Consider the following 16411-nt stretch of genomic DNA (forward strand, 5'->3'; position numbering starts at 1 on the left):
TCTATAAGGGTCTAAATTGCATAATTAGATCATTTAAATGCTGCTGTTGCTGACCATTTTGATCAATATTCTCTGGACTTAGCCATGCTTCATAGCCAGCTTTCAGAGGATTCCAATCTTCGTCGATGATGGAAAACCATGTGGTATTTCGATTACGACCTTTGACGATACGATCTTTGCGGAACAATCCTTCAAAAGAAAAACCAAAGCGCAAAGCCGCACGTTTAGAAGGTTCATTAAAATCGTCACATTTCCATTCTATACGTCGGAAATTCTGTGCAAAACATGCTTTTAGTAATAGAAAAACTGCTTCACTTGCTGCGGTACTCCGTCTTAAACGATGCGAAAAATAGACATTCCCGATTTCAATGGCCGCATGTGCCAACCGTGGATTGAGCAATGCAATCCAACCTACCGCTTCATGATTCACCACAATCAAATAGTGAAATGATGGATGAAAACCAAAGTTATTTTGAAGTTGCTGTTTTAGCATTTCTCGAGTTTCAAACCCAGAATAGGGCAAATAGGTCCAACAGCCAGCATTGGGTTCCGTATTCACTGTTTGCCAAAGTTGATCCAGATAAAAATCATCACTGTGATTGGCTTTGATCGGTAGCAATTCAACATACTGACCTGATAATTTTTCAAAAGGATATGCAACGGGTATTGATGGTTCTACCGGTGCACCAACTGCTTGACCGAACGCATTGAATTCTGTTTTTAAGTAGTCGCTCATTATTTTATCCAATACCCATAAAACTGATGGGTTTAATCTAGGTAATTTTTTAATGAAATATCAGTATCACACAAATAGCATGCTATTTAGCGATAAAATAGTGCTTATTTAATTACTATTTTGCCGTTTTAAACAATTTATTAACGCTAAAATTTCTATTAGAATAATAACCATTCTGATCTCTCCTCCCCTTTTGGCATATGTGTTCATTTGCCTAAAGTGATTCTCATGCTTTTGAAAATTCGCGTGGCTAATAACTGTAATGAATCCAGCTTTAAACAACGTTTCGGATGCTTTGCCGCAGATTCGCGTATTGGACGAATGGCAAGAAGGTATCCCCGAAGATTTATATATTCCGCCTGCTGCGTTTGAAATTTTACTTGAACATTTCGAGGGTCCCCTCGACTTTCTAATTTACCTGATTCAAAAAAACGGTTTTGATTTACTTCAACTCGACATTGCACCTATTGCAACACAATATTTGTCTTACATGGATGCCATGAAATCCATGAATATTGAATTGACAGCGGATTATATGGTGATGGCTGCATTATTGGCAGATTTAAAATCACGCTTACTTTTACCGAAACCTGCGGCGATTATTTTAGAGAAAGATCCCAAGCAAGATTTGATTGATCGGCTGGAAACCTACCTACGCATTAAACAGGCTGCCGAACGTTTAGGTCAGCTTTCCATATTAGATCGGGACACCTTTAGTCCCAATGTAGGTTTAGGTCATAGCGCACCCATCTACGAAGGTTATGATGTTGAAAGCTTACGCGATGCGCTATTTTGTGTATTTAACCGTCCTGAACCGGTCACACATCACGTTGAACAGGAAGCTGTTTTGCTTGAAGAACGTATGGCGTTTATTCAGGAGAAAATCGAATCTGGGCAAGTATTGGTATTTAATGAATTATTAAATCCAGTGCAGGGTCGTATGGGGATGGTCGTCACCTTTATGGCGGTTTTAGAATTGACCCGTCAACAGATCATTAAAATTGTGAGTACAGGCATTGAAGCTCCTTTATCCATTCAGGGAGCTTTGACATGAGTCTTGAACAAAATGCAATGTTGTCACCTGAAGATCTTCATCATGACGTTTTGTTGCAGATTGAAGCGATTCTATTCGCCAGTGACTCTCCGGTTTCATTAGCTCGATTTAAACAAGCCTTTCAAGATCAATATAATAAACAACAATTACGCCAGTTTTTACAACAACTCGCTGTATTACAGCATGGCCGTTCGATTGAACTAATTGAAACAGCACAAGGCTTTCGGTTTCAGGTTCGCTCAAAATATCGTAATATAATCACACAGGTCTGGCCCGAACGTCCGACCAAGCTTTCACCATCAATGCTCGAAACCATTGCTGTGATTGCTTATCATCAACCTGTCACACGCGCCGACATTGAACAGATTCGTGGTGTTTCAAATAATAGTCAAATTTTGCGCGCGTTATTTGATTGGAACTGGATTAAAGAATCTGGTTTTAGAGATGTACCCGGAAGACCTGCGTTGTTGATTACAACGCCCCAGTTTTTAAATGCTTTTGGTCTAGCTTCTCTAGGTCAATTGCCTCCCCTACAGGATGCCAAGGAAGCTTTCATGACACTGGATGCCAATGCAGCCAAGTCTTGAATAGGTGAACTGTTGACAATTATTTCTAAGGTTGTGCTGTCATGAGTGAAAAATTGCAAAAAGTATTAGCGCGAATCGGTCTCGGTTCACGTCGATATATGGAAGAGGTTATTGCCGCTGGTCGCGTCAGTGTAAATGGTCAGATTGCGCAGGTAGGCGAACGAATCGAACCAGGCGATGAATTACGTATTGATGGTCGTAAAGTTCAGTTTCAAATCGAAGATGAAATTCGTCGTCGTGTGCTGATTTATTATAAACCTGAGGGTGAAATCTGTTCGCGCAATGATCCTGAGCAACGCCCAACCGTATTTGATCATCTTCCACAAATTGCGAATGACCGTTGGGTGATGGTGGGTCGTCTGGACATTAACAGTACAGGTTTATTGCTTTTCACAAATGACGGTGAACTTGCCAATCGCTTAATGCATCCGTCCAATGAAGTTGAACGTGAATACGCTGTCCGTGTCATGGGAGAAGTGACACCACAAATTCGCCAAACGCTTGTAAAAGGTGTGGTGCTGGATGATGGTCCTGCCAAGTTTGAATCTTTCTCTGAACTGGGTGGTGATGGAATTAATCGCTGGTATCAAGTGGTGGTGAAGGAAGGCCGTAATCGTGAAGTACGTCGTTTATTTGAATCACAGGGTTTAAAAGTGAGTCGCCTACTTCGTACCCGTTATGGTTCTGTGATTTTACCACGTGAACTTCGTACCGGTCGTTGGATGGAGCTGGATAAAGCCGATATCGACAATCTGACCAAGCTGGTTGAGCTTAAACCACGTCAGGGTACAGGGCTTTACGGTATGGCAAAACGTCGTACTGAACGTATGGTCGAAAAACCAATGGCAGCACGTCGCGGTGGTTATTTACGTCAGCAAAAACGTGATACAGATGATCAACAAGCTGAAAATACCTCATCTAAGCCATTTACACAACGCAAGAGCTTTGGACAAAATAAAAGCTTTAAAAAGTTTTAATCATTTTTGATGATCAAAGAAACGCTCAAATTATTGAGCGTTTTTTTGATCAAATAAATGGACTGACTGTTTAAGCAATACCTTTCGGAATCGCAGTCAATAATTTTTTGGTATATTCATGCTGAGGATGCAAATACAGTTCATCTGAATTGGCAATCTCTACCACTTCACCATGATTCATCACCATTACTTGATCAGAAATATATTTTACCACCGATAAATCGTGTGAAATAAAGATATAACTCAAACCAAACTCATCCTGCAAATCTTGTAATAAATTCAATACTTGTGCTTGTACTGAAACATCCAGTGCAGAAACAGACTCATCACAAATTAAGATTTCTGGCTTCAATGTCAAACAGCGTGCAATCGCAATTCGCTGACGCTGTCCCCCTGAAAACTCATGTGGATAACGATCGTAAGCCTGTGCGGGTAAGCTAACACGCTCAAGCAAGCTGAGAGCAATTTGTTTACGCTCAGCATCGTTCGCGCCAATACCATGAATTTGCATTGGTTCAAGTAAAATCTGACCTATCGTAAAACGTGGATTTAAAGAGGCGTACGGATTTTGAAAAATAATCTGAATTTTTCGTTGATAATGAGCAAACTCTTTTTCCGACATGGATAAAATATCTTTGCCATCAATTAAAGCTTGCCCACCTGTTGCTTCGTGTAATCGCATGAGCAATAGGCCAATCGTGGTTTTACCTGAACCCGACTCTCCCACTAACCCTAACGTTTTACCTTTTGCTAATTGAAAAGATACACCTTTAACCGCTTTAAACTCATCTTTAGACCATAGCCCTCTACGACTAAAAAATGATTTTTTTAAGTCTTTGACGTCCAGCACGATTGGCTCATAACCAGAGAGACCTCTTTGACGCTCTTTCAAATGTAAATCAGATAAATTAACCGATTCTATCAATTGACCATTTTCCATCTTCATAAAATCGTTGGTCACAGGTAAACGATAGGGGCGCTTGGAAATTTGCGGACGACACATTAATAACGCACGGGTATAAACGTCTTTAGGCTGCTCTAAAACTTGTTTTACATCGCCATGTTCACGAATTTCACCATGTCGCATCACAATCACTTCATCCGCAATTTCACCAACTAAAGCCAAATCATGCGTAATAAATAACATCGACATCTGTCGACGTTGACGCAATGACTCAAGTAAATCAATAATTTGCTTTTGAATAGTGACATCCAAGGCTGTGGTAGGTTCATCTGCAATCAGTAATTTTGGTTCGCAGGCAATCGCCATCGCAATCATGACGCGTTGTTGCTGTCCACCCGATAACTCGCCTGGAAATGCATTTATTTTCTTCTCAGGTGCAGGAATACCAACTTCTTTTAATAACTCAAGTACTCTAGCTTTCGCTTGCTTACGTCGCATCCCCAAATGTAAACGCAATACTTCTGCAATCTGATCGCCCACGGTAAAAACAGGATTAAGCGAAGACATCGGCTCCTGAAAAATCATGGCAATGTCTTTACCACAAATTTTTCGAAGCTCAGAGGTGGATAAATTGAGTAAATCCTGATCTTCAAAAAAAATTTTCGATTGAGCTGAAATCTGACTTTGACCTTTAGGTAATAAACCCATAACCGCCAAAGAAGTTACAGATTTTCCACTACCAGACTCCCCAACTAAAGCAACCGTTTTATTTTTGGGAATTGCAAATGAAATTCCTTTTACTGTTTCATTCCACTGTTTGTTCTCATCCTTAAAACTGACATGGAGATGATCAACCTTTAATAACAAGTCTTGATTCTGATCATGCATCTTTACTCACTCCCGTACTATTTCAGTTTAGGATCTAATGCATCACGCAATGCATCAGTAAACATTGAAAATGCCGTCACCAATACAGCCATCGCAATTGATGCTGCTGCCAGTTGCCACCATTTCCCCAAAATTAATTCGCTTTGTGCTTCACTGAGCATACTGCCCCAAGATACCACCCCCACAGGAACCCCAAAACCAAGGAAACTTAAAATCACTTCAGATTTGATAAATGCTACAACTAAAATTGACATCTGTACTAAAGCAATATGACTGACATTTGGAAAAATATGCACAAACATACGGCGCATATGTCCAACCCCAATCGCTTTCGCCGCCATGACATATTCACGCGATTTGTGTTTCATATATTCGGCACGAATCAAACGAAATACGCCCGTCCATCCCGTTAACCCCAAAATTAGAATAATCGACACAATCCCTTTTTGTTGCAACACAGCAGCAATTGCCAAAACCAGTAACAAGTACGGAATAGAAGTAAAAATATTGTAGAACCAGTTTAAGATATCGTCTGTCCAGCCACCAAAATAACCCGCCAAAGCTCCCAATACCGTCCCGATTATCACTGCTAATAACGCTGAAAGTAATCCTACCCAAATCGAAGTCTCAGCACCTTTAATGGTTTTTAACAAAACATCTTGTCCCCATTTATCAGCACCTAAAACCAAAGTTGTTTTTAGGACCTTTTTGTCATCCATTAAATGACCACCTAGCTGCTGATCAATGGCTTTCATATCTTCAGCCAATGGGTCTTGCACGCCATAATAGTCCACGCCACCATTCATGCCTTGTTCAGTCTGAATCTCTTGATTTAACTCATGAATCACATCTTTTAAAGGATCAACAGGATTCTCTGGCACAGCCTGAGTTGCAGTTTGCCCTGAAACTTGCATTTCTTGGCTTTGTGTCTTATCGGCTCCCATAAAAGTTGGCGGCGCATAACTTACCGCGACCTCTTGATTCCAGTTAGACGCAATCAAACCCGTCATTGACAATCCTAAAATGATAAAATAGATCAGCACAATCACTAAGGACAACATCGCGATGCGATCAGCTTTGAGCCTTTTCATGGCGAGTTTCCACAAACCTGAAGATGGCTTTGCCGTGATGTCGTTGTTTTTTCTTTTGAGTAAGGTATCTAACATAATCCACCTACTTCAACTGTACACGTGGATCGATCAATTTATACACCAGATCGGCAATCAGGTTAAAAATCATGGTCGCAGCGGCAACATACACCGTAATCGCTTTAATCACAGGAAAATCACTACGTTCGACCGCAATAATGACCTCTCGCCCAATGCCCGGTATACCAAAAAACCGTTCAATTAAAAAAGCCCCAATCAACAATGCAGGCAAACTCGACATGACATCGGTCACAATAGGAATAGCAGCATTACGCAGAACGTGAACTCCTAAAATGCGACTTTCGCCAACCCCTTTGGCACGTGCAGTACGGACATAATCTTGGTTGACTTCATCTAGTACAAAACTGCGGTAGAGTCGTAATGTTGGCGCAATACTCACCACCAACATAATCAAAATGGGTAATAATGAATATTTAAATAAGTTTTGGGAAAAATCATCACTCCACCCCTGAACAGGAAACCAACTGAGCTGATAAGCCAGTACATACTGAAATACAATGATGTACACCAAAATACTAATCGACATGGCAATAGTACAAAGCATCATGATCATGCGATCCGTTAAAGTACCTCGCACAGCGGCCACAGCCAGAGCAAGAATCACTGAAATGACAGTTTGTAAAATGGTCAGTGGAATCAGTAAGGTCAGCGAAGGTCCTAAACGGGTCATAATAATTTGTGATACTGGCTCACCTGTACTCCAACTCAGACCATAGTCAAATGTTAAAATTTGCTTAATAAAGATCCACAATTGAACGTAATAAGGTTGATCAACCCCTAATTGCTGGCGAATATTTTCAATTTGCTCAGGGTTTGACATTTTTCCTGCCAACACATAAGCCGGATCACCACCCACCCAGTTAAATAGAAAGAAAATCAGCAAAACCACACCCAGCATGGTCGGAATCATTTGCCAGAGTCGGCGTATAAGATATGCCAGCATAAACCGCCCCTTATTTCACCCGTTGACCATTAATTTCATCAAAAAAGGCTTTATTATCTGGTTTACGACCCAAGAAGTCTTCCACCATTTTTTCTGCATCTTTTTGACTGCCTTGTGATAAAATTGCCTGACGATAACGCTGCCCAACCTCTGGATTATTCAGATTATCACCAAAGGCAGATAGCATATCCAGCGCAATGACTTCAGACCACATATAGCCATAGTAACCTGCTTGATACCCCCCCATCAGATGTCCAAATTGACCTGGAAATTCTGTCGTTGGCACATATCCCAATGCCGTCTTTCCTTCCATGTTCTTCCAAACCTCTAAAGGTTGAAGTTTAAGTGCATCGTTTGAATGTAATGCCATATCATATTGCGCATATAAAGTTTGACGGGCATAAAACAAGCCACGACCATAGCTATGTACTGCATTGAGTTTTTTGATTAAGGCATCATCTACCTGCGGGCATGCTGGATTACAATAATTTGCAACTTTTGATAAGGTTTCTTGACGACGCGCCCATTCTTCATACATCTGGGATGGCGCTTCTACAAAATCACGCTCAACCGACGTACCTGCCTGCGACGCATAACGAGTATTCGATAAAATGCCATGTAAGGCATGTCCAAATTCATGCACAAAAGTTTCCAATTCATCACTGTTTAAACCTTTACGGTTGAAATTGGTGACCAAAGCTGAAATCGGTTTACGTTGAGTTAGGCTACTGCCATTGTAAATAGACCAAACCGCGGCATGACCATACTTGCCTTGACGCGGAAAACGGTCCATATATAAACCGCCTAACAATTCACCTGTCTTACTATCGACCACATCATAATATTCAACTTCAGCTTGCCAGACATCAACCTTAACTGGTTTAAACTGAATTCCATAAAGATTGGATGAAATCGCAAACAACCAATCTTGTGCAGCTTGCGTTGGGAAATATTCACGCATCTTTTCCTGATCAATCTGATACTTAGCTTGACGTAATTTCTCACTCCAATATGCTTCACTCCAACGTTCGATCTTGGCTTGTTTAAATGGAATCTTTAGCGTTTTTGCTTTAAATTCTTGTAAGGTTTTGACTTCCTGTTTTTCTAGCGGCACAACTTTATCGTGTATGGAATTTAGGAATTGATTGACAGCTTCAGGAGTCTTCGCCATACGATTTTCTAGAACCCATTCGGCATAACTAGATTTACCAAACAACTGTGCCAGCTCATAACGTAAATCCACCGCTTGCTTAAGCAACTGTAAATTTTGCTCCCCGCCACGACGAGTAAATGCAATCTGATAACGCTTTCTTGCACTATCATTATCTGCAAACTGCATAAAAGGCTGATATTCAGGATATTCAAAACCGAGTCGGTAATTGCCTTTGTCGTTTTTCTTTAAACCATCAATATAACTTTGAGGCAGACCTTTCAATTCAGCAGGAGTAAATTCTAATTTTTCGGGGTTATCACGGACATTACGCGCATATTCTTGTTCTATTTTAGTCAATTGAAGCATGATATCTTTCAAACGGACTTGTTTATCCGCACTCAGTTGTACACCTGTATTTTCAAAAGCTTGTAAAATATCTTGCCGATACTTAGTGTCAATGGCATCATTTGGCTGAATTCTTTTTATCTTTTGATAGAGTCTTGCATCCTGAAAAACGCCTGTCTGAAACTCACTCATTTTAACTTCACAATCTTCTGAGGCTTGACGTATTTTTTCATCTGGATCGACATTACTATAAAAACTGACTGGTCCAGAAAAATTTTCAAAGCTAGCAAAAATTGCATCCCACTTGGCTAAAACAGATGCAGCAGCGCTATCTTGTACCAAAGGTTCCGCGGCAAAAGCATCCAATTGTTTTTGCGTCTCGACAATTTTTGCCTCACATAAAGCAGGAATTTCTTTAGCTGTAAATTTTGGCAAAGTCTCACGTTTTACTGCGTCAGTTTTAATCACTTCTGTTTTAGATGCATCTGCCAAAGACAGTGAACTTGCTGCCATAGTCGCGAAACATAAGATAGATAGTTTAAAAATCTTACGGTTGTTTTTTCGGCTTATGATGGTATTCATGCGTTCTCCAGTTTTCCTTAATTTCTATTTCTTCATATCAATATCGATATACATCCATTCTGCTGGCAAAATTGGATGCTTTTTAAAACCAATTACACGAGGCTGTGCCAAGACATTTCGATAGCGCGCACCCATGACTTGCATAGGCATATAAACTTCCAATAATCGTGACATTTTACGATACAGTGCATCACGCTCTGGTCCTGGATGCATTTTTTGAGTTTGTTCATATAAGCGATCATATTCAGGAATTTCGACACAGGCATTATTGGTTACGTTAATATTTTTGCCATAAAACAACTGCATAAAGTTATCAGCATCAGGATAATCCGCAATCCAAGCCGAGGCTTTAAACATGGTTTTACATTGTTTTTCCAGTTTTAAAGCTTCAGAAAAAGGCATTGATTTGCTGGTCATTTTGATTTTGATGCCATCCAATGTCTTTTTAAAAAATTCGGCTTGCTGCTGACTACGAGCACTATTACCTGAAATGGTCATCTCAATCATTAAGGGTTGACCATTCGGCAAAGTCCGCCAGCCATCTGCACCGACTTTATAGTGATAACGATCCAATAATAAATTGGCCGCCTTGACTGAATACGGAATACTGCTTTTATAATTTGGATCATAACCACTGACACTAGGTGGAATCGGTGATTGAAGTTTTTGCATATCACCATTCATCAAAATATTGGCGTAATTCTTCGCTGAAAACGCCATCGCCATAGCACGACGCAATGCAATTTTTTCTTTACCTAAACCACCCACCACAGGATTACGCATATTCCAATAGTAGTAATCTAAAGATGGATCGGAAATACGTGACAGTTGAATGCCTTTTTTTGCCAGTTCTGGTTTCAGTTTACCTTTATCTAAAGCTTGTACCGTAATTTCCCCTTCCAATGCCATTAAATCGGTTTGATCTTTAACAAAGGATAACCAACGTGATTGCCCTTCCTCCATCACCTGTATATCAATCACTCCGATTTGTGGCATATTTTTGCCTTTCATCGCACCAACGATCTTCTGATCTTCAGGCGAAGAGGCTTTAAAATTCCAAATAAAGCTACTAAAATTGGGATTAGCCTTTAAAATAATTCTGGAACCGGGTATCCATTTACTTAGTACATACGGTCCTGTACCCACAGGATGCCCCATGACAAAGCCAGCTTTGTCACGATATTTTTCTATCACTTCACGCGCTACTGCACCTGTAGGATTGTGTGCTAGTAACATCGGAAAATTTTGATCAGGACTGACCAAACGGATCACTAACGTATAACGATCTGGGGTTTGAATACCCTCCACAGGCTGATCATAATTAAACTTACCTGTTGTTTGAGCCTGCTTGAGTAGCGCATCCATTCCTAAAATACGACCATCAAACACCCAACTATTTGGGGAATGTAAATTTGGATCAAGCAGGCGCTTAAATGTGTACGCATAATCGTATGAGGTCAGTTCACGTTTTTTTCCCTTAAAAACAGGGTCATCCGCAAAATAAATTCCTTTTTTTAGATGAATGGTATAAGTCAAACCATCGGCACTAATTTCCGGCATTGCTTCAGCAGTCCGTGGAACCAATTTGGCTGGTGAAGCAAGATAATCATAAGTATAAAGTGGTTCAAAAATAGAGGTATTCACATGTGCTGAATAAAGATCATGGACAGCCGCAGGGTCAAACCCAGTTTCAGCAACAGGAAATACATAACGTAGGACTTTGTTTGGATCAGCAAAACTTTTTGCGAAAACTGAACTTTGACTGGCTAATAACACAGCACTAGTTAAAACTGCCATGCTCCATCGTTTTAGAATCTGATTACAATCATTCATGCTTAATCCAATTTACTTTATTTATTTTTTGACTGGCTGAATATCTAAATATTGCCAGTTGGTTCCCAACATAGGATGTGCTTTAAAACCTTGTACTTGCGGATGCATCACCCAATTACGAATACGTGAACTTTGTACAATCCATGGGTTATCTGCTTCAACTTGCCGGCTAATTTTTTGATAATCACTCAAACGTTGTGCAATAGGCAAAGACATAGCATGTTCATACAGTGCATCGTAGGCTTTAGATTGATAACAACTGATATTTCCTTGCCCAGAATTTGGACCATATAATAATTGCACAAAATTTTCTCCTTCGGGATAATCTGCAATCCAAGAAGAACCCCACATCATATATTTACACTGTATAGCTGCTTTCATATTGTCTGCAAAATTACTCACTACAAAACTAACCCGAATACCAATTGCATCCAGATTCTTCTTCCAGAGTTCAGACTGAACCACAGAGCTTGAACTATTTTCTGTCATCATTTTTATAATTAGGGGCTGGCCATTAGGTAAATTTCGATAACCATCCGCCCTTTTTTTATAACCAAACCGATCTAGCAATTTATTCGCAAGTAACGGGTTATACGCAACACTACTTTTATAATTTGGATCATAGCCCTGAATACCTTCAGGTAAAATCATTTCATTTTTAACCGCCTGACCTTTATAAATTTGCTTAATTGCTTCATCTTGATTATAAGCGAGGCTTATTGCACGCCTTAACGCAATTTTCTCTAAGCTAAAACCTCCTACAATGGGGTCTTGCATATTAAATGTTGTATAAATTAACTCTGGATCTTTGACCTGAAACAGTTGAATGCCTTGTTTAGTCAACTCAGGTTTTAATTTTTTACCATCCAAGGCTTGAGAAACAGCGTTTGCAGTGAGTTTATCAAAATCTAATTGTCCAGTTTTGAACGCCAACCAGCGTGATTGTTCTTCTTCAATAATACTTACATTAACTTTGCCAATTTGGGGCATTTTTTTGCCCGACATGTGCTTAACTAACTGATTATCCCATGCCGTCCCTGTCGATTTAAAATTCCAGACAAAACCACGATAGTTTGGATTGGCAATCAATTCAATTTTACTGCGTGGCATATATTTACTAAGTTGATAAGGCCCTGTACCCACAGGATGCTGTCCAATACGATCTCCATAATAATCAACAACTTCTTTGGCTACCGCCCCTAAAGTGACATAAGCTAAAATATATTGAAAATTATAATCTGGACGCACCAAAGTAATTTGCAAAGTATAACGATCTAATGCTTTTAAACCTTGAATAGGAGCAGCATAATTAAATTTCCCTGTTTTTTTTGCTGCGGCAACGGCTGCATCTGCTCCTACAATTTTTCCATTTAAAAAAGAATAGGTTGTCGATCTATTTTTAGGATCTAAAATACGCTGTATCGAATAAATATAATCTTGTGCTGTCAGCTCTCTCGGTTTTCCCTTGAAAGCAGGATCGTTAGAAAAATAAATACCGCGTTTTATTTCAAAGGTATACACCTTACCATCTTGTTCAATTTTAGGCATCGCCTCAGCCGTATTGGGAATCAACTGAACGGGACGTGCCAGATAGTCATATGTTAATAAGGGCTCAAAAATAACTTCTGCAATTTTACCGCTGTAGTAATTATAAGTTTTGACCATGTCAAAACCATCATCTGGTGCTTCAAAAGCAACATTTAAGACTTTATTGGCTTGTGCATCGGCGTGCAATTGTAAGCTAAGCCCAGATGTTATTGCCAGTAATGCAATCGCTATATTGATTTTTGTTTTATTCAATTTTACCTGATCCCAATGATTATTTTATCTCATGCAAACCAACTTTATCTGCATCACAACGTTATCATCAATTTATTTAAAAAATTAGCGAAAAAAATATGATGAAGAATAATGACCGACTTGCAGGATGTTACATCTAAGCGAAATTCATGCCAGCCTTTTTAAAAATTAAAAAAAAGTGAAATATCTCTGTTTTTACCAAAATTATTTAAGAAAATGGAAACTACTTACTTTTTTCATTTTTTTTACCAAGAATTAAAATGGTGCTAGATTTTTTACAGAACAGAAAAATGCACCAAAAACGAATCAATCATTACAAATAGTAAAAAAATCTTCATAATTAAAAATAAAAAATACTTAACAATTTGAATTTACTTATTTTTTTAAAACAAAAAATAGCATTACTTTTTTTTATTAAATTAATAACTTTTTGATATAACTTGGATTTTCACTTATTCTCCAAATATAAAAAAACAAATTTAAAAAATATCTTCAATATTTCCGATTTCTACTTACACTGTTCTAAAAGTAAGAAAAAAATAGATATAAAAAAATAAAATATTAAAAATCAACAATTAAAAACATAAAAAAAAATTTCATAAAAAAAAATATAAAACTGGCATCTCTATTGCTTTGAACACAATTAGCAATATCGCGGTTACAACAAAAAGGAATACTTTTACCATGATAGCCAACAAAACTGGGGATAAAATGAAGCCATCAATTGGCAGAAACATTCTAAAACTAAGTACACTTAGCCTGAGCATGATGTATTTGACAGCTTATGCTGCTGAGGAAAGTAACACTGCCGAAAAACCAATCAAAGTTGCTAAGGTAACAGTCACGGGTTCATCAATTAAAGGCATCGCAGCACAAAGTGCTTCTCCAATTACCATTATTAAAGGTGAAGATCTAGCTAGCCAAGGTGTTACAACTGTTGAAGAAGCACTCACCCGTGTCAGTGCTAACCAAGCAGGTTTTTCGACAGCTCAAAATGTTGGATCAAGTGCAACTGAAGGGGCTTCCGCTAACTTACGTGGTTTAGGTTCAGATAAAACACTGGTCTTATTAAATGGTCGTCGTTTAGCCAACAACGCTTTTTTAACGGGTTCAACGAATCTCAATATCATTCCAATGGCCATGATTGATCGGATTGAAATCCTACGTGATGGTGCTTCCGCAGTATATGGTGCAGATGCTATCGCCGGGGTCATCAACTTTATTACCAAGAAAAGCTATGAAGGCTTAAGCATTACAGGTGGTTTAAATCAGCCTGAAGAAAAAGGCGGAGATAAGCAAGATGTCTCTATTTTTGGTGGATACGGTAATCTGGATGAACAAGGATTTAATGTTTTTGGAGTGATCGATTATAGACATGCCAATGATATTATGGCAAAAGACCGTAAAATCAGTCGTCGTGGTGGTTTAATACCAGAATTGGGAATTGATGCAAGTTCAGGGAATGCTTTTCCTGCCAATTACTTTGATCCAACAACAAAAGTTAGCGGCAATCCAACTGGCAATGCCAATTGTAACAATACTCCCAATACTGTAGAGGATGGCGGTCTCTGTTATTTAAATACACAAGCATTAATCGGTATTGTCCCTAAAACTGAAACCATATCAGCATTAGGTCGCGGTACTTTAAAACTCAATGATTCATTTAATGCGATTGCTGAATATATCTATTCACGTAATGAAGTCACAACGTCTATTGCCCCCGATGTCTACAGCACACTAAGCACCCCTCAACTGACACTACCATCAACTAGCCCATATTACCCAACGGATAGCGGACTCAGCGGTGACCCATTAGTCCTACGTTTACGTTCGCAGGCAGGTAATCGTATTTCAGAAACTATCAGTGAATCACATCGTATTTTTACAGGAATTGAAGGTGAGGCTTATGGTTGGGATATCAATACCGGTGTAACCTATGCGAAAAGTGAAGCCACAGATAGTTTTGCAGGAGGTTATCTTAATCAGAGTAAAGTTCAATCTGCGTTGAATGATGGGTCATTGAATCCATTTGGTGCGAGTGCAGACTCTGGTATCTGGCAATCTTTTGAAACCAAAGGCGACTCAAATAAAGCAACACTGGATGCAACGACAGTTGATATCACTGTCAGCCGACCAATTTATACATTACCTGCAGGCGATGTCGGATTAGCTATAGGCGCAAGTTTCAGTCAACAAGACTGGAAATCAAAAGTAAACGCTGACATTGTCAGTCAAGTTCCAGGCAGTGGCATAGATCCAACCAAACCAGAAAGTAAAGGTGATCGAGATATTCGTGCAGCATTTACAGAGCTTCATGTGCCTATTACTAAAACACTTGAGGCACAACTTGCTGCTCGTTACGATGATTATAGTGACTTTGGTGATACTTTTAATCCAAAAGTTGCATTCCGTTGGGAACCAATCAAACAATTGATGTTTCGTACTTCGTATAGTACAGGCTTCCGGGCTCCAAGTCTTTATGACATGAATTCACCTCAGAGCAGAACCTATACAGGTGCGCGCTATGACGATCCTGTTCTGTGTCCTAATGGTTTAGCCAACACGCCTAATCAATATAAATCTGAATGTAATACCCAGTTTTATCGTATGCAAGGTGGCTCTAAAGACTTACAACCAGAAGAATCAAAATCTTTGACTGCTGGTTTTGTATTTGAGCCTGTAAAAAATCTGGTTATGACTGTTGATTATTTCAATATCAAAATTGATGATTTAATTGATACCGTTAGCGATGCAATGATCTTTAAAGATCCTGTGAAATATGCTGATCGCTTTGTTCGAAAATCAGATGGAACCATTGATTATGTTAATACCACACTAGTCAACATGGGGGGAGTTAGAACTCAAGGTATTGATTTATCATTAAATTACCTTAGCCCAATGACATCAACTGGTCGTTTTGGCTTTGGAGTTGATGGCACTTATGTCATGAAATATAAAAAACAAGAGGAAAAAGATGGCGAATGGGAAAGTAAGGTTGGTACATATGATGACCCTGCAATTCTACGCTGGAAACATATAGCCAATCTCAATTGGAGCTATCAAAACTGGAAAATGGTGTTTGAACAGGAATTCTACCGTGGTTATGAAGACCAAAATGCTATTGGCGATGACGAATATGATCACCATAAAGTCAGTGACTATGTACTTTACAATGTTTCAGGCACCTATAAAGGCTTTAAAAACTTAGAGCTGACTGGTGGTATTAAGAATTTATTCAATGCAGAGCCAGCAGCGTCAAATGTAATGGATAACTTTCAGTATGGCTATGACCCTCGTTATAGCGACCCAACTGGACGTACTTATTTCCTCAGAGGCACATATAAATTCTAATAGGTGTTTGTTTCGGTGCTTTGTATCGTTTGATACAAAGTGCTTCCACCATAAAATGTATCACTTGATTTAAGCCAAATAAAACATAT

General features: G+C 39.1%; 11 protein-coding genes. 4 read left to right on the forward strand and 7 right to left on the reverse strand.

All coding sequences use genetic code 11. The features are described 5' to 3' along the window. Window position 1 precedes the first annotated feature (1 nt). Window positions 2-736, reverse strand: a complete 735-nt coding sequence (locus tag E0D95_RS01880) for a GNAT family N-acetyltransferase (RefSeq protein WP_130802281.1) — start codon at window positions 734-736, stop codon at window positions 2-4. A 262-nt stretch (window positions 737-998) separates the two neighbouring features. Here E0D95_RS01880 and E0D95_RS01885 point away from each other — a divergent pair, with 262 nt between their 5' ends. Genes E0D95_RS01885 through rluB form a run of 3 tightly spaced genes read left to right on the forward strand, consistent with a single transcriptional unit; the run spans window position 999 to window position 3354 of the window. Beyond that, window positions 999-1790, forward strand: a complete 792-nt coding sequence (locus tag E0D95_RS01885; protein WP_130802282.1) for a segregation and condensation protein A — start codon at window positions 999-1001, stop codon at window positions 1788-1790. After that, entirely contained in the window at window positions 1787-2377 is a 591-nt protein-coding gene (gene scpB / locus E0D95_RS01890) for an SMC-Scp complex subunit ScpB (RefSeq protein ID WP_130802283.1), read from the forward strand. Before E0D95_RS01885 ends, scpB begins: the two co-directional genes overlap by 4 nt. 41 nt (window positions 2378-2418) lie before the next feature. Then, window positions 2419-3354: a 23S rRNA pseudouridine(2605) synthase RluB gene (gene rluB, locus E0D95_RS01895; RefSeq protein ID WP_130802284.1), complete on the forward strand. Its 936-nt coding sequence runs from the start codon at window positions 2419-2421 to the stop codon at window positions 3352-3354. 70 nt (window positions 3355-3424) lie between these two features. Here rluB and E0D95_RS01900 read toward each other — a convergent pair whose 3' ends face one another. From E0D95_RS01900 to E0D95_RS01925, 6 genes are read right to left on the reverse strand one after another with little or no spacing between them, the layout of a single operon-like run. After that, window positions 3425-5146, reverse strand: a complete 1722-nt coding sequence (locus tag E0D95_RS01900) for an ABC transporter ATP-binding protein (RefSeq protein ID WP_130802285.1) — start codon at window positions 5144-5146, stop codon at window positions 3425-3427. Window positions 5147-5163: 17 nt separating this feature from the next. Continuing rightward, complete coding sequence (locus tag E0D95_RS01905) at window positions 5164-6312, reverse strand: ABC transporter permease (RefSeq protein ID WP_130802286.1); 1149 nt, start codon at window positions 6310-6312, stop codon at window positions 5164-5166. A gap of 7 nt (window positions 6313-6319) precedes the next feature. Then, window positions 6320-7258, reverse strand: a complete 939-nt coding sequence (locus tag E0D95_RS01910) for an ABC transporter permease (protein ID WP_130802287.1) — start codon at window positions 7256-7258, stop codon at window positions 6320-6322. Window positions 7259-7268: 10 nt separating this feature from the next. Beyond that, window positions 7269-9338 (reverse strand): M3 family metallopeptidase, encoded by a 2070-nt coding sequence (locus E0D95_RS01915; RefSeq protein WP_431830731.1) that lies wholly within the window; start codon window positions 9336-9338, stop codon window positions 7269-7271. Window positions 9339-9362: 24 nt separating this feature from the next. Continuing rightward, on the reverse strand, window positions 9363-11135 hold the full coding sequence (locus tag E0D95_RS01920; protein ID WP_228258820.1) for an ABC transporter substrate-binding protein: 1773 nt from the start codon (window positions 11133-11135) through the stop codon (window positions 9363-9365). Window positions 11136-11192: 57 nt separating this feature from the next. After that, window positions 11193-12950: an ABC transporter substrate-binding protein gene (locus tag E0D95_RS01925; protein ID WP_228258882.1), complete on the reverse strand. Its 1758-nt coding sequence runs from the start codon at window positions 12948-12950 to the stop codon at window positions 11193-11195. A 705-nt stretch (window positions 12951-13655) separates the two neighbouring features. Between E0D95_RS01925 and E0D95_RS01930 the strand changes: the two genes are divergently transcribed. Then, window positions 13656-16322 (forward strand): TonB-dependent receptor, encoded by a 2667-nt coding sequence (locus E0D95_RS01930; protein WP_213073690.1) that lies wholly within the window; start codon window positions 13656-13658, stop codon window positions 16320-16322. Window positions 16323-16411 lie beyond the last annotated feature (89 nt).

It is taken from the genome of Acinetobacter ihumii, assembly GCF_900625095.1.
GTDB classification, from domain to species: domain Bacteria; phylum Pseudomonadota; class Gammaproteobacteria; order Pseudomonadales; family Moraxellaceae; genus Acinetobacter; species Acinetobacter ihumii.